Origin of the sequence: Microvirga arvi (assembly GCF_016892765.1) — a bacterium.
GTDB classification, from domain to species: domain Bacteria; phylum Pseudomonadota; class Alphaproteobacteria; order Rhizobiales; family Beijerinckiaceae; genus Microvirga; species Microvirga arvi.
The window spans coordinates 78352-96674 of sequence record NZ_JAFEMD010000003.1; the positions used below are offsets into that span (position 1 = coordinate 78352).

Sequence of the window (18323 nt, forward strand, 5' to 3'; positions counted from 1 at the left end):
TTTCACCAGCGATCCGAGCTCATGGGAAACCTGCTTCGCATCATCCTCGCCATCCTCCTGCCGCCCGTCGGCGTGTTCTTCACCGTGGGCCTGGGCGGCCAGTTCTGGCTCAACATCCTGCTGACGATCCTGGGCTACATCCCCGGCATCGTCCACGCGGTTTGGATCATCGCGCGCCGGAACCCTCCGCAACCTCGCTGAAGACCGCACTTATCTTGGTGCTGGAGCGCACATCGCAGAACCTGTTACGTGAACGGAGTCCAAGTCCGACCGTTTCACTTCCGCAGGTGCCGAGCTCCTCGCACCTCGACGAGAGAAGACTTTTATGACGATCCTCGACCCCATTTCTGGTTGTCAGATCAAGATCGATCCCTCAGGCAAGCCAGACCGCTTGGCCGCTCGACAGGATCGTTTCGCCGGGAGGGAGCAACAGGCCCGTGCAGGCCAGACGCCCGGCGTACGAGCACGATCGACATCGCCTGACCTGCCGCCTCAGCGTCACTCCCCTAAGCGTACCGAAGCCTAAGTCCTCGAAAGGCTTGCTGCATTCAGCACGATCCAAACTCGGGATCCTCTCTTTGTCTCAGAGTTTCCGTTGGCAGGAGATAGTCAGGAACGGAATCGGAAAGCTTTCTCGACTGTGAGGCAAGGTGCCGCGATGCGGCCATGGGCTGGAACCCCCCTCGATCGTCGGACGTTACGTCGCGATTATCCAAGGGATTGAATCCATGAGAAAATTTGCTCTTCTGGCTGCAGCCGTGATCGGATCTGGTCTTCTTGCCGGCACCCCCTCGGTGGCTCAGCCGAGCATTCAGTTCGGTGTCGGCCCCGATGGACGCCCCCAAATCGGCGTTCGCGATCCTCAGCAGGAGGAATATGAGCGGCGCGAACGCTGGCGTCAGCGCCGGGATGCTGAGCGTGCATACGAGCAGGGACGGCGTGATGCTCGGCGCGATGAGCGACGCTATGGCGCTTACGAAGAAACCTGCCGAAACGTCACGATCGTGGAAGAGGACCGTTGGGGCCGCTCCGTGACTCGGCGCGTTCGCCGCTGCGACTGATAGGACTCGGAGACCTCGCAGCAAGCCTGTCGTCAAGCGTATGCGAGGGGTCCTCCCTACAGGGCTTTTTGCCCGCCAAAGTTAGCCTGTGGTTAACCCTATCGCCCTTAGGATCGAGGCTCCAAAGTGAAGGAGCCTCACGATGCGTATCCTCAAGAACTCGCTTGTCCTGTTTGTGTCGGCTTCTGTACTTGGCCCGTTCTTCGTCATGTCTGCCTACGCAACGACGATCCTGGCATCTGCCTTCATCGGCCATTAGGTTCATTCGAGACACGAAATGCCCGGACGATCCCGGGCTCGTAAACTGTCTTGGAATGATCGACCTGTTGCGCCTGACCGCCCGCTCTACGAGAGCTTAGGAATGGCGCACCCGACACGATTCGAACGTGTGACCTTTGCCTTCGGAGGGCAACGCTCTATCCAGCTGAGCTACGGGTGCTTGCGGCGATGGGCCTGGACTTTCCCTAGCCGATTACGGCCTTGAGGGCAACCTCTGACAACACGGATGGCCGCTTGGACCATCTTGCGGAAAAAGCGGTTGCCGCCTCTTCCGCACGGCAAGCCCGCGTTGCGGCGGCGGGCCGACCGTCAGAACGACCCTGCCGCTGCCCCGACTGCGTGATGGCGGCATCGACCGGCATCCCGCACGAAAAGTCCTGGAGCCTGTCAGGTCTCGTCGGTTGCGGCTCGCTGCCTGGAGACGTAGCCGAGGGCAAGCACCAGGACGGCCCCGGTGAATGCGCTCGGGATCTCCGCCTTATGGCCGAGGTCCTGACCGAGTTGCTCAAGCAGCCACGGATCGGAGATCAGCATCTCCCCGGCAACCCAGCCGAGAAGAGCCGCACCGGCCCAGACCAGAAGGGGCAGGCGATCCAGGAGGGCCATGATCAGAGCGGCGCCGGCCACGATGAGCGGAATGGAGATCGCCAGTCCGACGACGAGTAGGACAGTCGAGTCCTGCGCCACGGCGGCAATCGCCAGAACGTTGTCGAGGCTCATGACGGCATCGGCGACCACCACGGTCCACACCGCATGCCAGAGGCGATTGGTTTCCTTGACGCCCCCCTCGTCATCGTCGCCGGTCAGAAGCTTCACGGCGATCCAGAGCAGAAGAAGACCGCCTACGATCTTCAGGAAAGGCGTCGTCAGCAGTGCGGCGACGAGGATCGTGAAGATGATGCGCAGGCCGACGGCAACCCCGGCGCCCAGAATCATGCCGATGCGGCGCTTGTCATCCGGCAAGCCGCGGCAGGCCAGGGCGATGACGACGGCATTGTCTCCGGACAGGATGATATTGATCCAGATAATGCCGAGGAGCTTAAGAACTTGAGGGAGAAGAGCTTCCATGATGAAGGACTTGATCAGATGTCGCCGGGTGAACAGGAGCTTGAACCGGCTGCGACCTGAAAGGTCCGATCCCACAAGGGGCTCTGCGGCTCAGAGGTGTTCTCGGCAGAAAAAGAGGCACCGCCCCTGAAAGAACGTGGCGGTCGCGATTCAAACCGCCCGAGGACACAGCCCTCGGGTCTGCTTATTTTGAAAAGCTTGGCGGCCCGGTCGCGTGCGGGACCCCAGGCAGAGCGGGAACACCAACTGCCTCGATGCTCCGGCGCCAGCCCTGCCCTGCAGCACTCAGCGTCAGACTGCAGGAGGAACCCGGCAGGACGATATCGTCCAGGCCGCCGCCATCCTCGAAGGCATCGGGGCACGCCTCGCCGTCGGCCTCCCCTCGCTCAGGCAGTTCCGCCAGTGAGAGCACCTGTCCGAGATCATCGAGAAACGGAGGACTTGCCCCGTCGATGGCAGGCAGCCATGCGAAGAGAAGCAGCCCGAGCAGGGCCTGAGCGATGAGACATTGAATCCGGAAACGGGCCAACGCTTGATCCAGGTGAACCAGGGGATGCCTCAAGGCATCCAACCTGAACCTCTACCTAATGGATTAACGGCGGCAGAGCAAACAAACCGGCTCCGGATCGAGTTCGCCTGCCGAATTATGAGGTCTTAAGCGCACCGCTCCCAGCCTTAGGCAGGACCAGGGCGAGATCGGCCTCACTCAGAATCCGGAACTTTCCGGACTCCAGATCCTCCGGCAGATCCAGGGCGCCGATCCGGTCGCGGTGCAAGGCAGTGACGTGGTTGCCAACGGCCGCGAACATGCGCCGGACCTGATGATAGCGCCCTTCCGTCACCGTCACATGGGCGCTGGTCGGCGAGAGCACCTCCATCTGCGCCGGCAGCAGCGGCTTGTCCTCGCCTTCCAGCAGCAGGGTTCCGGCTGCGAAGGTCTCCGCTTCATCGCCTCTCAAAGGGCGATCGAGGGTCACATTGTAGCGTTTGGGGATACTCGCCCGGGGCGAGATAATCCGGTGCAGGAGATTGCCGTCATCGGTCATGAGCAGCAGCCCCGACGTTTCCTTGTCGAGGCGCCCGACGGTCGAGAGGGCCGGGTCGCGCCGGCGCCAGCGGTCCGGCAGCAAGCTGTAGACCAGAGGTCCGGCCTCCTTGTGGGAGCAGGTGACCCCCAGGGGCTTGTGCAGCATCAGGATGAAGCCCGGGGGCGGGTCGAGGGGCCTGCCCTGAACCCGCATCCGCTCCGAGAGGTCGCGGGTCACCGCGATGCGTTGATCGGAATCCTCGATCGTGCCCCCATCCAGGGTCACCAACCCGGCCCGGACGAGCTGCTGCACCTCGCGGCGTGAGCCATAGCCCAGATTGGCAAGGAGGCGGTCGAGACGGAGTGTCTGAGCCTTGCTCATTTGAGCGCCTCGTAGATCTTATAGCCGGCAGCCTCGGCCTTCGGGGTCACGCGCCGTAAAAGGGGCTTCAGCACCCCTTCGTAGGGCAGATGACGGTTGGCGACGAGCCAGAGAACACCTCCTGGCCGCAGGGCCTCGGCGGCCTGGCGGATGAAGCTCTGGCCCAGGGACTGGTCCTCGGCGCCGCCATCGTGGAACGGCGGGTTCATGACCACGAAGTCGAGCCCCTTAAGGCCGGTTCCGGCCCGAATGTCAGCCCAGCGGATCTCCGCCCGCGGGTCGTCGATATTGCGGGCGGCCATCTCGACGGCTCGGCGGTCGACATCGACCATGGCCAGGTGTTCCACCTTCGGGGAGGCCAGAATCGCCCGGGCGAGGATGCCGATGCCACAGCCGAAATCCGCGCCTCGGCCGCTCAGCGAAGGCAAATTCTGCTCCAGCAGCACGCTGCCGGGGTCGAGCCGGTTCCAGCTGAACACGCCGGGCCAGGTCCATAGACTCAGGCCTTCGGCCAGGCGCGGTCCGCCTTCGGCCAGGGCCGCGTCGAGGCCGTTCGGATCCGGCGGCCGTTCACAGGTGCAGATGCGATGATGCCGCCGGGATGTCTCTGAGACCGCGCAGCCGAAGCTTTTGAGTTCCTTGGCGATCCGGGAGCCGCCCTTGTCCTTGGGTGCAAGGGCTGTCAGGCGGCCGCCTGTTGCCAGCGTTCGCAGGGCCAAGGCGATGGTGTAGCGCCGCTCCACGGTGCCGGGTGGAGCGAGCACGAGCATGTCGGCAAGGGAGCTGCACTCTTGCTCTTCCAGCTTGGCGGAGCCGGGAATCAGGGGCGAAAACTGGATCGCCTCCTTCGGCGCTTCGGCCAATCCGGCTGATGGCGTTCCATAAACGCCGCTTCTCTTCGTATCTGGCAAGGTAACTTGGTCCACGCTGAACGCTCAGAGCATCGAGCGATGCCCGCTCCTTTGAAGTGCGCATCGCTCGATGCTCTGGCGTTCTTAATATGCCGTGGCCCGGAAGGTAAGCCTCATCGGTCGCTGGAGGTCTGGTTGGCATCGCCGGCCGGCCGGATTTCCGATTCCCCGACGGCCCGCTGGGTGCCGCTCACGGTCTCTTTGATCCTGTAGCCGCGCTCTCCGGTGCTGTCCTCCGGCATGAGTCGAATGATCTCGTAGGTGCCGCTCGTGCGATCGGCAAAATGGGTTGCCGTGGCATGGACCAACTGGCCCATGGAATATTTGTGGCTCACGAGGCTCTCCTTTTGCAGCAAACAAAAAAGCCGCTCCCAAGGAGCGGCTTTGCCAGGCGGCGCGGATGCCGCACCGCCTTTTCCGACAGCGAATTACGCCGTCTGGATGTTGTTGACGGCAACCTTGCCGGAACGACGATCCTCAGCCGTGTCGAAGGAAACCTTCTGGCCTTCACGCAGGCCACGGATTCCGGCGCGCTCGAGAGCAGTGGCGTGAACGAACACGTCCTTCTCGCCATTGTCCGGCTGGATGAAGCCGAAGCCTTTTTGATCGTTGTAGAACTTTACGGTGCCCGTCATCATGGGAGTATTCCTTGGTTTGTATGCATCAGTGCACGTGAGCAAGGGGCATGCGAAAGCACGACCGCGCGCTCGGGTTAGTCGATGTTTGGAAGAGTGTCTGAACGTGCGCCTGGCGTGCCAAGGCGTAACAGCCCGATTGTCCGGCCAAATGTCGATGGATCTTATGTACTGCCCATTCAAGGCGAATACAAGGCATGATCGCAGAAAGGGCCCAAGCCTCTTTTTCCGAAGGCCTGCCCTGCCTTTCAGCTTGCTCGCCAGCGCTCGGCCCATCGATTCAATACTTCAGACGCAATGCCCGAACTTCCTGGGTTTCGTCCCCACAGGTGATGCGGGCTCTCGGGCAGGCGGAGACGTAGACCGGCGTCGGGCAATAGGTTTGCATGAAGCTCTCGTCGATGGCGCAGGTCACGTGCACGCGATAGCCCCGCTGCGGAACGCCCGGCACGTCATGCAGGACAGAATAGCCGAGCCCCTGGTCGGCGAGCCTGGCAATGGGCCGCGTTGACTGGACCCGAGCGGACTGGACCCCGGTGACGGCGGTCATGTCGGCAGCCAGAGCCGCCGAGCCCAACAGACCGGACGCGAAAGCCGTTCCTAACAAAAGCTGCTTCATGCTGCGCCTCGCTGCATTCCCTTGAATTCGATCCCTGCCGCACCCGCCCGCGGGGGATCCGTGCAGGATTAATGCAAAGCTCAGCTTGGGGATCCACGCAGAAGGCTTGCACGAAGGATTAACCACGCCTTGATCCCCCAAGGCCCACCCCTCGGGTTTTAAGCAACCGGTAGGATTTTTGACCCGATAAACGCCATCCAACAAGGCGTGAACTGACCAGGATCCCATGCACCACATCCATCTTGCTGAGGGTATGCGGCTTCGTTTTCCGGCGCGCAGCGCCGACTTCGACCAGGGCGTCGAGATCGGCATCGTCGCAGCGCTGATGAGCCAGGATCTGACGGAATTCACCCGTAAGATCTCGCGCGAGAACCTGGGCCAAGTCCGCGCCCTGGTGGAGCAGTTCGGCTACCGGCTCGTCGAAGGTCGCGAGGATGGGGATTTCGTCGAGATCAACTTCCTCAGCCGCACAGCGCGCCCGCGCCTGCGGGTGGTCCATTCAGGCGCCTGATTCCCATCAGGCTCTTAAGACTCAAGCCGAAAACTTCTTTTCCATGGCGCGCAGCCGCTCGCGATAGGCGGTATAGAGGCCGCTGAGGGCAATGATCCCGGCGCCGGTGATTGTCCAGGCGTCGGGGATCGATCCGAACACAAGATAGCCGAGCGAACCCGCCCAGATGAGCTGGACATAGGAAAACGGCGCGATCAGCGAGGCATTGCCGTAGCGGTAGGCCAGGACGATCAGCCAATGCCCGATCGCGAACAGAACGCCCATGCACAGGCCGAGGCCGATCTCGGTTGCATCCGGCGTCACCCAGTTGAACGGCATGAGCGTACTCAGCACGAGCGTGCCGACGAGGGCGGAATAGGCCAGGGTCGTGAACGCATGATCACCGCCAATCTTCCGGGTCACGACGGCGCCGACGGCCCAGCTCGACGCACCGATCATCGGGAGCAGGGCCGCGAACTGGAAGGCGCCGGTTCCGGGACGGACGACGATCATGACCCCTATGAAGCCGACCGCCGCCGCACCCCAGCGCCGCCAGCCCACGGATTCCCCCAGAACGATCACCGACAGCGCCATGATGAGGATCGGCGAAACGAAGAAGATCGCCGTGGCATCGGCCAAGGGGAGATGAGGGAGGCTCTCGATGAACAAAAGCGACGAGCCCACCATTCCGAAGCCCCTGACCACCTGCAAACCCGGCCGGCGGGAGCGCAGCAGCGCAGGCCCTCCCTTCACCAGCACGATGGGAATGACCACGAGCGCAAACGTGACATAGCGCATCCAGGCCACCTCCGGGGGCGGCAGGGTGTAGGCCAACTGCTTGGTGATCACGTCCGCAATGGAGAACACGATTGTCGAGGCGATCAGGAACAGAATTCCCCGCAGCGGAGAGGGAGCCGGCAGGCTGGAGAGCTCCAGGGGAGCCGCGTTCGTCCGGACAGCGGGAGAGGAGGTCATGAAGAGCTCAAAAAAGAGGCTCGTGCGGGGGCCGCAACGAGCCTGGAGGTCTCAAGTCTGGAGGTAATAGGATTCTGCATAAAATACCGATTACCCCGGCAGAGAAGTGCAAACTCGGCACAGCGCGCATGCTTTGGGTGAATGGATCCGGTCTTGATGAGACCTACACTTGCACCATGAGCATAAGATAGCTGAGACCGAAAAGGTCTCACACTCCCGTCAAAGATTCCTGGCCGGCATGGCAGGTACGGAAAGCCCTTATGAAGGATCAATCGCCGGATATGCCGAGCCGCTTGGTAAGCGGAACCCCTGCCTTTCACCGCCTGAACCTGGCGCTGTTCGCCTCCGGCTTCTCGACCTTCGCCATTCTTTACTGCGTCCAGCCCCTCCTGCCGGAATTCTCGCGGGAATTTCACGTGAGCGCCGCCGCCAGCAGTCTGTCCCTGTCGCTCTCGACGGGGCTCCTCGCCGTGGCCATGCTGGTAGCGGGCTCCCTGTCGGAGGTGTGGGGGCGAAAACCGATCATGGTCGCCTCGCTCCTGCTCTCGGCCGTCCTGACCATCCTCTCCGCCGCAGCACCCAGCTGGACGAGCTTTCTGTTGGCACGCATGCTGATCGGCATCACCTTGAGCGGGCTTCCGGCCGTGGCCATGGCCTATGTGAGCGAGGAGGTGGATCCGAAATCGGTCGGCCTCGCCATGGGGTTGTTCATCGGCGGCAACGCAGTCGGCGGCATGACGGGACGGATCATCAGTGGTGCTCTCACGGATCTCGGCTCCTGGCGACTGGCCGTCGGTCTTATCGGCCTGATCGGTCTGGCTTCGGCCCTCGCCGCATGGAGGAGCCTCCCGGCCTCCGCTCATTTCCAGCCGCGCCGGGCTCGGCCGGCCGAGCTGCTGAGTTCATTCGGAGAGCATCTGCGGGATCCGGGTCTTCGCGCCCTGTTTGCCGAGGCCTTTCTGCTCATGGGCAGCTTCGTGACCCTCTATAACTATCTCGGCTATCGCCTGACGGCGCCGCCCTACTCGCTGAGCCAGACCGCCATCGGCGTCATCTTCGCGGCTTATCTGATAGGGACCTGGAGCTCGGCCTGGATCGGTGCTCTGGCCGGCCGGCTCGGCCGCAGGCGCGTGCTGTGGTCCATGATCGCGATCATGCTCGCAGGGACGGCCCTGACCCTCTTCGATCACCTGCTGCTCATCTTGGCCGGCATCATCGCGGTGACGTTCGGCTTCTTCGGCGGGCATTCGATCGCCAGCAGCTGGGTGGGCAGCCGGGCCGTCACGGCCAAGGCACAGGCCTCGGCTCTCTACCTGTTCTGCTACTATCTCGGCTCCAGCGCCATCGGCACCCTCGGAGGCGTGTTCTGGACCCGCTGGGGATGGCTCGGCGTAACCGGCCTCGTGTCCCTTCTGCTGCTCGCAGCCCTCGCTCTCGCCTTATGGCTCATGGCTCTCCCGCCCCGCAATGTCGGGCACGATTCAGCAGTTTCGTAGACTGGGACAACCAGGTAAGGCACTATAGAATTAGTGATAAATCAAAGGCTATATACACGAATTGTTACAATGTATATAAGCTTGATTTAGGATTAATCGTACTACGTGAGGCTATAGCAATCGATGTTCTATCTTGTAGAGCGTCTTATTGTTGCCCCATTAACCTTCATGTTGCGCACCCTTGTACAACAAACAAGGGAATGAATCGTGGATCAACGCAAGGTAACGCTCACACTCGCAAGCTTGTTCATTGCCGGCTCGGCTTTTATCTCTGCCTCCGTTGCGCAGGCTGAACCGGCCAGCACCTCCGGAAAGGTTATTCAGAGCGGTCGCGCCTCCTGGTACGGCCCGGGCTTTCATGGACGCAAGACAGCGAGCGGCGAAACCTTCAACACGAATGATCTGACCGCCGCCCACCGCACCCTCCCCTTCGGCACGAAGGTCAAGGTCGTGAACAAGCGGACGGGCCAGTCGGTCGTGGTTCGCATCAATGATCGCGGTCCTTACGCCCATGGCCGCGTCATCGACCTGTCCAAAGCCTCGGCACAGGCCATCGGCATTTCAGGCGTCGATCCCGTCGCCGTCGCCCAGCTCTGACGAAGACCTTTTCAGCCCAAAGCATTTTTTATTACCTAACCATTGCAAACCATCCCGGCCGAGACCTCTCGGCCGGGATGGTCAATGGAACCGAGACGCCGTCAACCCGCTTTTCCCCAGTCACCTTTTCTTGAGAAGAGGCCTTTGGAAGCGCATGCAGATCGGCTCGTTGCTCGCATCAACAACCGTCCTCCTGACTCTGCTGTTTGCCGGCAGCCTCACGGCTGAGGCTCAGGCTGGGCGTCCCTGGGTCGATCCTCCCGCTGGCTCGCCAGGATCGTCCTCGATTCCCGATATCGGGAATCAAGCCCCACCTGCGCCAGCACAATCGCCGCCAGCCCCACCAATCTCGGCACCTGCTGCGCCATCTGCGCAATCGGTACAGCCGCAGACGCCGATCGTCAGACCTGAGGTGCCAGTCACTCAGCAGGCAGAGCAGCCGAAGGTCCTTCCACCTGCTGTCTCGCCACCCACTGCCTCGCCTCCTGCAGTCACCGCTCAGCCGATGAAAGATCCGGATGCCGAGAAACGGCAGACACGAACGGCTACGGCCAAGGCATTTGCCATCGACTACCTCCATTCATGGTCGGCCTCGAACGATGCCGCGCTCGAAGCAACGGCAGCGTTCTATGCGCCCAGCATCCTTTTTCACGGGCGCGAGGTAAGCATGCAGCGGCTCTTCAACGAGAAACGTCGCTTCGTGCGGCGCTGGCCGGAGCGCGATTACCGTCCACGCGAGGATGGGATCGGCACTGTGTGCAACCCGGCGGGCGAGATCTGCACGGTGCACGCGGTGTTCGACTACACGGCGTCCCATCCCAAGCGCAGGCGAATTTCGCAGGGGACGGGAGCTCTTCAGCTTGTCGTCCACTTCATCGGCGACAGGCCCGTCATAGTTGCAGAACACAGCACGCTGCTCGGTCAGGAGCGCAGGCGAAATCTTGCCCTGGAGGGTGCTTCGAATGATCGATGATACCATGACACACGATCCATCCGCGGATCCGCGCCGCAACTGGAACCAGATGCGGGAGAGAATGCGTGAGACCATCCATGCAGAACTCGACAAGATCAACCCGACCGACGATGCCAGACGAGCGCTCGAACTGATCATCGAATCCTCCGTGCGTCCGTCGGAGGTGGATGGTGCGCTCAAGCTCACCATCATCGACCAGGACGGCAAGCCGCGGACGATCGAGAAGGAAGGGCAGCAGACCGAGTTCACGCTTCAGGACCTCTTGGAGGAACTACGCGTCAGGTATGGGGTGCTGTTCAGGTCGGCAAAGCCTGATGCTGCCGCTCTCGCGCAAGGCGAAGCCGGCCCCCAGAGGCGTGAGAAGCCGCAGCGGGACTGGCTCAAACTCGACGCCGAAGCGCTGAAGCCCGAGGCCGAAGCTCCCGCATCTCCGGCAGAACCTACTCCGCTTCAGAATCCTTCAATGGGGAAGCCGCGCATTCACGAATGGTCCCGTAACCCCTTGCGCAGCTGGAAGACCGCCCTGGTGCCAAAGCTCGGCTCGAAGGCCGAACCCGGAGACCAAGCCGCTCCGGTGGCAGCCGAGCATGAGCAGGCCGTGTTTGGCGGGATCCGCAGGCATTCCTGGCTGCGCCCTGGCCTTGCGCTCGGAGCCATTGCAGTTCTTGCTCTTCTCGGCGTCGGCGCCTTCCTGTTCCAGGGTGATGAGCCCAGCGTCCCTCAAGCCAGCGCAGCTGCTCCTGCCGAACCCAGTGATGTCGCATCCACGCCCATTCAGGATCCTGGGCCGTCGAGCACCGGCTCGACCGTGTCCTCCGGTTCATTGCGTGGCGTGCCGGACGTGATCGACACCGCCACCCTGTCCCTGAACGGAGAGGTTGTGCGTCTGTTCGGCGTCGAGTGGGCTCCCGGCGCCGGCAAGCCCGATGATCTGACCCGCTATCTCAACGGCCGCGAAGTTGCCTGCGAGCCAGCAGGCTCGAACGACGTATACCGGTGCCAGGTCGGAGGTCAGGATCTGTCGCGGGTCGTGCTCTTCAACGGCGGCGGGCGGCCGACGAACGATGCATCGCCGGAGCTGAAGGCCGCGGCCGACAAGGCTCGGGAGGCGAAGATCGGCGTCTGGGGCAAGCCGCAGCTATGAGAGCGGTCCTTGCCGGAACAAGGGCCGCTCACATGCTGAATTCATGGTATCAGGCGCCTGCTGCAGCAGGAGCGGGAATCTCGATCTCGATCTCAAGGGTCGAGATGTCCGAGTCGCGATTCATCTTCACCTGAACGTTGTCCTGCTCCACCATCACGTGGCGGCGGACGACGGCCAGGATCTCCTCCCGCAGCTGGGCGACGAGATCGGGCTTGCCCCCGACGATGCCGCGTTCATGCGCCAGCAGGATCTGCAGGCGCTCGCGCGCCACGGGCGCGGAGGTGCGCCGGTTGAAGAAGCTCAAGAGGTTCATGCAGCCCTCCGTCCGAACAACTTGCCGAACAGGCCCTTCTTGTCGGTGGGGATGGTAAGCTCGACGGTTTCGCCCTTGAGTCGGCGCACGGCATCGAAATAGGCCCGGCCCGGTGCGCTGGCAGGATTGTTGAGCGTCACCGGCGAACCGACGTTCGATGCCCGCAGGACCTCTTCGCTCTCCGGAATGATGCCGATGAGCGGAATGGAGAGGATCTCGAGCACGTCGTCGACCTTCAGCATCTCGCCGCGCTCGGCGCGGACGGGATCGTAGCGGGTCAGCAGCAGGTGCTTCTCGATGCGCTCGCCCTTCTCGGCCCGCTCCGTCTTGGAGTCGAGAAGGCCGATGATGCGGTCGGAGTCACGCACCGAGGAGACCTCGGGGTTCGTCACGACCACGGCAACGTCCGCATGCCGCATCGCCATCGTCGCGCCGCGCTCGATGCCGGCCGGGCTGTCGCAGATGATCCAGTCGAACTTCTGGCGCAGCTCGTCGAGCACGCGGGCCACGCCCTCTTCCGTCAGCGCATCCTTGTCGCGAGTCTGAGAAGCGGGAAGCAGCGACAGGTTCTCCAGCCGCTTGTCGCGGATGAGCGCCTGATTGAGCTTCGCATCGCCCTGCACCACGTTGATGAGATCGAACACCACGCGGCGCTCGGCTCCCATCACCAGATCAAGGTTGCGCAGGCCGACGTCGAAATCGATGACGACGACCTTCTCGCCGCCATGCGCCAGCGCCGCGCCCAGAGCTGCCGAAGACGTTGTCTTGCCAACGCCACCTTTGCCGGAAGTTACGACCAAGACTTTGGCCATTGTCGTCTCTCTTTCTTTCAATCCAATGTTTTCAGGATGATGGAGTCGCCATCCAGGTTCACTTGCACGGGCTGACCGAGGAACTTGCCCCCGAGATCGTCAGCGGTCTTGTAGAGCCCATCGATCGCAATCAATTCGGCTTCGAACTTGCGGCAGAAGATGCGGGCTTTGCCATTGCCCGTGCAGCCGGCGATGGCGCGGCCGCGCAGGGTGCCATAGATGTGAATCGAGCCGCCGGCGACGATCTCCGAGCCCGAGGCGACGGAGCCCAGGACCGTCACGTCCCCTTCCGGGTGAAGGATCGATTGTCCCGAGCGCACGGAGCCTTCGATGAGGAGCGACTTCTCCGGCACGGGCGCATCGCTGAAGGGCGCGCCAGCCGCGGCGACAGCGGCATTGGCCGCATCCGGCACATCGATATCGCCTGCCGGCTTGCCGCCGTTGATCTGGGGCGGCATGTCGGCGTCGACGTTCTCGGGAGCGGCGCCCTCCAGCCCGATCACGCGGATGTTGCGCATCTTGAAGGCCGCGAGCAGGAATTTCAGCTCGGACTTCGACGGCTTCAGGGAGGATACGTCGGCAATGATGGGACGCCCGGTGAAAAACCCGGGGGAGCGTTCGGAGACGGCGTCGAGGTCCTCGAGCCAGTCCCTCAGCGGCACTTCGGGCGCGAGGACCAGGGCCATGAAGGACCTGCCGCGGAAGCGAAGTGATGGTCGGTTGCGAACGGCAATGGTCACGGGAGTTCAGGTTCCTTAAATTCCCTCTGATTTCGACCGTTTATGGTTAACGGACCGTTAAAGGAGCTGCCAGACCCTCATAAATTTCTTAATGCCGCCGCCTGCCTTGCCCCTGAACCTCGCCCTGTGCGGGGATCGCCAATAAGACATTGAGCTTTTTCAAGGAATATAAAGATAAAGTATATCTCTTTTTGATTATTCTCTATCACTTCATGAGTACTAATCCGGACGCAAAGCACAATTGACCGCGGGTTCTATGAGCATACGATGAACCTCCTTCGTTTTGTTTCATCATTGCTAAGACGCTATTCAATCCATAAGCATTGAAAACGGAACGATCACATCGACAAACAGCCATAAGGCTCCTCCGGGGAGGACATTGATGTCGGGTCGAGTCTCTGCTTTTCCTTTCATACGCGGTCTTTTCGGCCGGCTCCCGTTTCAGGCTGCCGTCGCTGCAGCCTTTCTCGTATCCGGCACATTGGCCGTTTCGGCTCAGACGGAATCGACCTTCAATCCGGCCCGTGCGAATTCGGGCACGCTCGGGGTGATCTCAGGCGGCGCGGACGGCACCTATATCCGCATCGCGGCAGATCTCGCCAATGTGCTCGATGGGGAGGATTTGCGCGTGCTGCCGATGATCGGCCGCGGCTCGCTGCAGAACTTACGCGATATCATGTTCCTGCGCGGCGTCGACATCGGCATCGTGCAGATGGATGCCCGCGAGCAGCTGAATGCGGAAAAGCTGCAGGACAGCGCGGTGCGGCGCCTGCGCTTCATCACCCGCCTCTACAACGAGGAGGTCCACATCATCGCCAGCCGGGACATCACCGACATCCGGCAGCTCGACGGCAAGAAGGTCAACATCGACAAGGCTGGCAGCGGCACCAACCTGACCTCGCGCCTCATCTTCGACAAGCTCGGCATCAAGCCCGAAGTGACGACCTTCGATCAGGCCTCGTCCTACGCCAAGCTCAAGTCCGGCGAGATCCAGGCCGCCGTCTACGTCGCGGGCCGGCCGGTACGCGCCATCGCCGAATTCCAGACCGAGGGGCGCTTTCATCTCCTCCCGATCCCGTTCGAAGGGGAAATTGCAGAGAGCTATTTTCCAGCCAGGTTCGGGAACACGGATTACCCTCAGCTCGTCGACAGCACCAAGCCGGTCGAGACCCTGGCCGTCGGCAGCCTGCTCGCCGTGTTCAACTGGCCGGAGAATTCCGATCGTTACAACCGCGTGAAACGCTTCGTGGATGCGTTTTTCTCCCGCTTCGATGAATTCCTGCAGCCGGGCCGTCACCCGAAATGGAAGGAGGTCAACCTTGCGGCGGACGTTCCCGGATGGGAGCGCATCAGGCCTGCGCAGGATTGGCTCGACCGCGCCAAGACAGCCAGCAAACCCTCGCCCCAGGTGCAGAGCTTCGAGAGCTTCATGAACGGCCGGGGAATCAACGTCTCGGCAGAGCAGCGCGAAGTTCTGTTCCGCGAATTTCTGGCGTGGCAGAGCGACCGGCAGAGGGCCCTCCGGCGGACCAGCCGGCAAGATTGACATCCCAGGCAGGACCGAAAGCCGAAGGCTTCTCCTCACGCCTTCGGCGGCTACGGAAGGAGGTCCGACATGATTGGGCACAAATTATTTGGATCAAGACTTCTAACCACCGAATTGCTGACCACCACATTGCTTGGCCTCTCGCTCATCGGCCCCGCCGGCGCACAGGATTTTTCCCGCAAGGATGCTGGCACGGAAGCGATCGACCGCTCATTGGGCAACAGCATGGCGGCGAAGGATCTTCAGGACCTTCTCCCGCTTCTCCTAACCTCCCAGAAACGCATAGAGCTTGCCGCCGATCTTCAGGCATCCATCAGCAGAGGCGATCTGGGTGCAGCGGAGGCCAGCCTCAACGCAGCCATCGAGGTCGGAACCCTTGCGATTGTTCTTTTCGATCACCTGAAGGATCCGGGCCTGCTCCGCACCCTGCAGGATCTCGACGTTCCCATCGCCTCCTCTCTTCCCGCCGCGACCAGGACGGCTGCAGCCTTTGCAATGCCCGAAGCCTGCGGGATATCCGCTGCGGTTGACAGCACCAATCTGGCGCAACTGCAGCAGGCTCTTGAGCAGGAACAAGCCTACAGCGCCATGGTCTCGCAGACACTCACGGCGCTGATGCAAGAGCACAACGCCGTTACTGCTCAGCTGGAAGCGGCTTCAACCTCCCAGGACCTCAAATCAACCGAAATGCAGCAGGCTTTGCAGCAGGAGCAGGAGAGAAGCGAAACGCTCAAGCACGAGCTGCAAAGGCTCCAGGAAGAATACCAGGCCTTGCAAGCGGCCAAGAGGCAGGCGCCGCCCGTAGCGGATGTCTCCGCGTGGGAGACGCGTCTACAGCAGGAGCGTGAGAGAGGCGACCAGGCCGCGCGCCAGTTGGCCAGCGCCCTCGCGGAGCTGGGCAAGGTTCAGTCTCTCAAGGATGAAATCGCGACATCGGCAACATCGGCAACAGCCCGCTTGTCCGAGTTGGAAAGGGCTCTGGCGCGGGCCCAGATGCGGGGCGATGCGCTGACGCAGGAACTGGCGGATGCGAGCAGTGAACTGTGGACCCTGAAGGAGCCCCGGCAGCCGGGGCCTGCCCCTGTGCTGTTCCGGCTTGCGGCCGCAGGCGCGGAACCTCCGCTGGCCCCACCCCAGCAGGAGAGTGCTCCTGCCCCGGTCGCCGATGCGAAACCCTCGCCTCCCGAGAGCAAGCCGGCGCCGCCGGAAGCCACCTCGGCCCTGCCAGGCAAGGATCCTCCTCCCGTCGTCATCGCGTCCCTGCCGGAGGGCATCCAGCCGCTGCCTCTCGCCGTCACAGGCACGCTGCAACCGCCAGGAAGAACTGAGCCCGCCAGGGCCGAGGATCGCCTCGTTTCCCGTGCCGACGAACTCTTCCGCAAGGGCGACGTGAGCGGCGCCCGTCTCCTTCTTGAGCATGCTCTTGCGAGCGGCAACGCCCGTGCGGCCTTCCTGTTGGCCGAAACCTTCGATCCAAACGTGCTCTCGAAGCTCGGAGCTCTGGGCATTCGCGGCGATGCGGCGAAAGCACGGGAGTTCTACGGGCAGGCGCGGGCGCTGGGCATGACTCAGGCCGGGGAAAGGATGGAGGCTCTCAGGTAGAGGGCCTGAAGTTCGATGAAGAAAGGATCCGGCGAAGGAGAGGCGCCCTAGAACGGCACCCACTCGCCGCCTTCGGTCAGCGAATCCACCGCACGCTCAAGGGCGGTGCCGGCATCGAGCAGCTGCTGGGCTGTCTGCTGGATCTGCAGAGATGGTCCGGGCAGGCCGGCCACGTGCTCCGTCAACTCCCGCACCCGGTCGATCAACTCGATGAGATCGGCCGTGAGGGAAGCTCTCTCCTCTGCCTCTGCGGCAGGGGACCGTCCCGGCTTCAGACGGGGGGCGAGAGGGATCACGTTCGACATCGATTGAAAATCTTCTTTTGTTCTGCCGAGGGCAATGGAGTGCCCGAGCGTGATCCACAGCAAACCGCAGCCATAGGACCTGCTACGCTTCTTGGCGACCCCCTTTTTCTCGCAGTCTCGCCGTCTGGGATGCCCTGATCCGCCCCTTGACTCCAATATGGTGGAATTGCATTCTATCTTAATGGAGAACGCCTCACCCATTAACGCTCATCTGGCTACCCGTCTGCGCGGTCTCCGGACCGGATCGGGAATGACCCTCGACGGTCTCGCGGAGTGCACGGGAGTCAGCCGCTCGATGATCTCGCTCATCGAACGCGGCGAGAGCAGTCCGACGGCGGCTGTCCTCGACAAGCTCGCTGCCGGCCTCGGCGTGACCCTGGCGTCGCTCTTTGCGGAGAAGGACGGCACCGCTGCCTCTCCCTTGTCGCGACGCGGGGATCAACAGGTGTGGCGTGATCCGGAGAGCGGCTACATGCGGCGCAACCTGTCGGCTCCCGGCTTCCCCTCACCCATCAAACTGGTGGAGGTGGTGCTTCCGCCAGGCGCGCGTGTGGCCTATGACACGGGGCACCGGGCTGCAACAGTCCATCAGCAGATCTGGATCATTGAGGGCACCATCGAACTCACCCTCGGCGAAGAGACCTACCGCCTCGCTGCGGGCGACTGCCTGTCCATGCACCTCGACCAGCCGACTGTTTTCCGCAACCTGACCGACGCCCCTGCCCGCTATGTGGTGGCGCTCGCCACCGATGCGCGTGCGGGAGCAGGCCTGCACCGATGAGACGTCATCCATGAGCAACATCGCCATTCACGTGCTGAGTCCGGAGGAAGCCCGGGAGCAGGTCGGCGCCCTCTCGGCGGTTCTGATCGACTGTGTCGAAGGTGGCGCCTCGGTCAGCTTCATGTCGCCCCTGACCGGGGAGAGGGCCGATGCCTTCTGGCACGGAGTTGCCGATGGTGTCGCCGACAGGGAGAGGATCCTGCTCGTCGCCAGGGAGCCCTCCGAGGGCATGATCGTCGGCACCGTTCAGGTCATTCTCAAGCAGCCTGAGAACCAGCCCCATAGGGCCGACATCGCCAAGATGCTCGTCCACCGCCAAGCCCGCAGGCGCGGCGTCGGCGCGGCTCTGATGCGTGCGGCCGAAGAAGCTGCCGCCAAAGCCGGCAAGACCGTGCTCGTGCTCGATACGGTGACCGGCGGGGATGCCGAGCGGCTCTATGAACGGGTCGGCTGGGTCAAGTCGGGCGTCATCCCGAACTATGCCCTCTGGCCGAAGGGCGGATTCTGCGACACGACAGTCTTCTACAAGCAGATTTCCGCCGCCTGAGGAGGACATTGCTTGCACTG

General features: G+C 62.5%; 23 protein-coding genes and 1 tRNA gene. 11 read left to right on the top strand and 13 right to left on the bottom strand.

Features of this window, described 5'->3' with window-relative positions; all coding sequences use genetic code 11:
- Positions 1–21: 21 nt before the first annotated feature.
- The gene (locus ILT44_RS02745) at positions 22–201 is read left to right on the top strand and encodes a YqaE/Pmp3 family membrane protein (RefSeq protein WP_204238034.1); all 180 of its coding nucleotides are present in this window, start codon (positions 22–24) and stop codon (positions 199–201) included.
- Positions 202–728: 527 nt separating this feature from the next.
- On the top strand, positions 729–1061 hold the full coding sequence (locus ILT44_RS02750; protein WP_204238035.1) for a hypothetical protein: 333 nt from the start codon (positions 729–731) through the stop codon (positions 1059–1061).
- 362 nt (positions 1062–1423) lie between these two features.
- Here the strand turns inward: ILT44_RS02750 and ILT44_RS02755 are convergent.
- From ILT44_RS02755 to ILT44_RS02790, 8 genes are all read right to left on the bottom strand, one after another.
- Positions 1424–1500 (bottom strand) — tRNA-Arg (locus ILT44_RS02755).
- Between the two features lie 227 nt (positions 1501–1727).
- A complete protein-coding gene (locus ILT44_RS02760; protein WP_239467864.1) occupies positions 1728–2408 on the bottom strand; it encodes a TerC family protein in 681 nt (226 codons plus the stop codon).
- Between the two features lie 184 nt (positions 2409–2592).
- On the bottom strand, positions 2593–2937 hold the full coding sequence (locus ILT44_RS02765) for a hypothetical protein (RefSeq protein ID WP_204238037.1): 345 nt from the start codon (positions 2935–2937) through the stop codon (positions 2593–2595).
- A gap of 115 nt (positions 2938–3052) precedes the next feature.
- Positions 3053–3817, bottom strand: a complete 765-nt coding sequence (locus ILT44_RS02770; RefSeq protein WP_204238038.1) for a pseudouridine synthase — start codon at positions 3815–3817, stop codon at positions 3053–3055.
- A complete protein-coding gene (locus ILT44_RS02775) occupies positions 3814–4728 on the bottom strand; it encodes a class I SAM-dependent methyltransferase (protein ID WP_204238039.1) in 915 nt (304 codons plus the stop codon). Before ILT44_RS02775 ends, ILT44_RS02770 begins: the two co-directional genes overlap by 4 nt.
- 113 nt (positions 4729–4841) lie before the next feature.
- Positions 4842–5063 (bottom strand): hypothetical protein, encoded by a 222-nt coding sequence (locus ILT44_RS02780; RefSeq protein WP_204238040.1) that lies wholly within the window; start codon positions 5061–5063, stop codon positions 4842–4844.
- 93 nt (positions 5064–5156) lie between these two features.
- A complete protein-coding gene (locus tag ILT44_RS02785; RefSeq protein WP_036357668.1) occupies positions 5157–5366 on the bottom strand; it encodes a cold-shock protein in 210 nt (69 codons plus the stop codon).
- 277 nt (positions 5367–5643) lie between these two features.
- A complete protein-coding gene (locus ILT44_RS02790) occupies positions 5644–5982 on the bottom strand; it encodes a hypothetical protein (RefSeq protein ID WP_204238041.1) in 339 nt (112 codons plus the stop codon).
- A 226-nt stretch (positions 5983–6208) separates the two neighbouring features.
- On the opposite strand from ILT44_RS02790, the gene ILT44_RS02795 reads away from it, so the two are divergent.
- Positions 6209–6493: a hypothetical protein gene (locus tag ILT44_RS02795; protein WP_204238042.1), complete on the top strand. Its 285-nt coding sequence runs from the start codon at positions 6209–6211 to the stop codon at positions 6491–6493.
- 21 nt (positions 6494–6514) lie between these two features.
- Here the strand turns inward: ILT44_RS02795 and ILT44_RS02800 are convergent, their stop codons facing one another.
- Entirely contained in the window at positions 6515–7447 is a 933-nt protein-coding gene (locus ILT44_RS02800; RefSeq protein ID WP_204238043.1) for a DMT family transporter, read from the bottom strand.
- A 260-nt stretch (positions 7448–7707) separates the two neighbouring features.
- Here ILT44_RS02800 and ILT44_RS02805 point away from each other — a divergent pair, with 260 nt between their 5' ends.
- The 4 genes from ILT44_RS02805 (at position 7708) to ILT44_RS02820 (ending at position 11657) form a co-directional block, all read left to right on the top strand.
- On the top strand, positions 7708–8943 hold the full coding sequence (locus ILT44_RS02805; protein ID WP_204238044.1) for an MFS transporter: 1236 nt from the start codon (positions 7708–7710) through the stop codon (positions 8941–8943).
- Between the two features lie 207 nt (positions 8944–9150).
- Positions 9151–9540, top strand: coding sequence for a septal ring lytic transglycosylase RlpA family protein (locus ILT44_RS02810; protein WP_204238045.1), 390 nt, complete (start codon positions 9151–9153; stop codon positions 9538–9540).
- Positions 9541–10045: 505 nt separating this feature from the next.
- Complete coding sequence (locus ILT44_RS02815; RefSeq protein WP_204238046.1) at positions 10046–10513, top strand: hypothetical protein; 468 nt, start codon at positions 10046–10048, stop codon at positions 10511–10513.
- Positions 10503–11657, top strand: a complete 1155-nt coding sequence (locus tag ILT44_RS02820) for a thermonuclease family protein (RefSeq protein ID WP_204238047.1) — start codon at positions 10503–10505, stop codon at positions 11655–11657. The genes ILT44_RS02815 and ILT44_RS02820 overlap by 11 nt, the downstream gene beginning before the upstream one ends.
- A 49-nt stretch (positions 11658–11706) precedes the next feature.
- Here the strand turns inward: ILT44_RS02820 and minE are convergent, their stop codons facing one another.
- The 3 genes from minE to minC are packed head-to-tail and all read right to left on the bottom strand — an operon-like array spanning position 11707 to position 13522.
- Entirely contained in the window at positions 11707–11970 is a 264-nt protein-coding gene (minE, locus tag ILT44_RS02825; RefSeq protein WP_204238048.1) for a cell division topological specificity factor MinE, read from the bottom strand.
- On the bottom strand, positions 11967–12782 hold the full coding sequence (minD, locus tag ILT44_RS02830) for a septum site-determining protein MinD (protein WP_203441603.1): 816 nt from the start codon (positions 12780–12782) through the stop codon (positions 11967–11969). The genes minE and minD overlap by 4 nt, the downstream gene beginning before the upstream one ends.
- A 17-nt stretch (positions 12783–12799) precedes the next feature.
- The gene (gene minC, locus ILT44_RS02835; RefSeq protein WP_204238049.1) at positions 12800–13522 is read right to left on the bottom strand and encodes a septum site-determining protein MinC; all 723 of its coding nucleotides are present in this window, start codon (positions 13520–13522) and stop codon (positions 12800–12802) included.
- 382 nt (positions 13523–13904) lie between these two features.
- Here minC and ILT44_RS02840 point away from each other — a divergent pair, with 382 nt between their 5' ends.
- Both ILT44_RS02840 and ILT44_RS02845 read left to right on the top strand, forming a co-directional pair.
- Positions 13905–15068 carry a TAXI family TRAP transporter solute-binding subunit gene (locus ILT44_RS02840; RefSeq protein ID WP_204238050.1) on the top strand — a complete coding sequence of 388 codons (1164 nt, stop codon included), beginning with the start codon at positions 13905–13907 and terminating at the stop codon, positions 15066–15068.
- A 69-nt stretch (positions 15069–15137) separates the two neighbouring features.
- On the top strand, positions 15138–16670 hold the full coding sequence (locus ILT44_RS02845) for a hypothetical protein (protein WP_204238051.1): 1533 nt from the start codon (positions 15138–15140) through the stop codon (positions 16668–16670).
- A gap of 47 nt (positions 16671–16717) precedes the next feature.
- Here the strand turns inward: ILT44_RS02845 and ILT44_RS02850 are convergent, their stop codons facing one another.
- Complete coding sequence (locus ILT44_RS02850) at positions 16718–16975, bottom strand: hypothetical protein (protein WP_204238052.1); 258 nt, start codon at positions 16973–16975, stop codon at positions 16718–16720.
- 181 nt (positions 16976–17156) lie between these two features.
- Between ILT44_RS02850 and ILT44_RS02855 the strand changes: the two genes are divergently transcribed.
- Positions 17157–17756, top strand: coding sequence for a helix-turn-helix domain-containing protein (locus ILT44_RS02855; protein ID WP_255549660.1), 600 nt, complete (start codon positions 17157–17159; stop codon positions 17754–17756).
- A gap of 10 nt (positions 17757–17766) precedes the next feature.
- Positions 17767–18303, top strand: a complete 537-nt coding sequence (locus ILT44_RS02860) for a GNAT family N-acetyltransferase (protein ID WP_204238054.1) — start codon at positions 17767–17769, stop codon at positions 18301–18303.
- Positions 18304–18323: the final 20 nt, after the last annotated feature.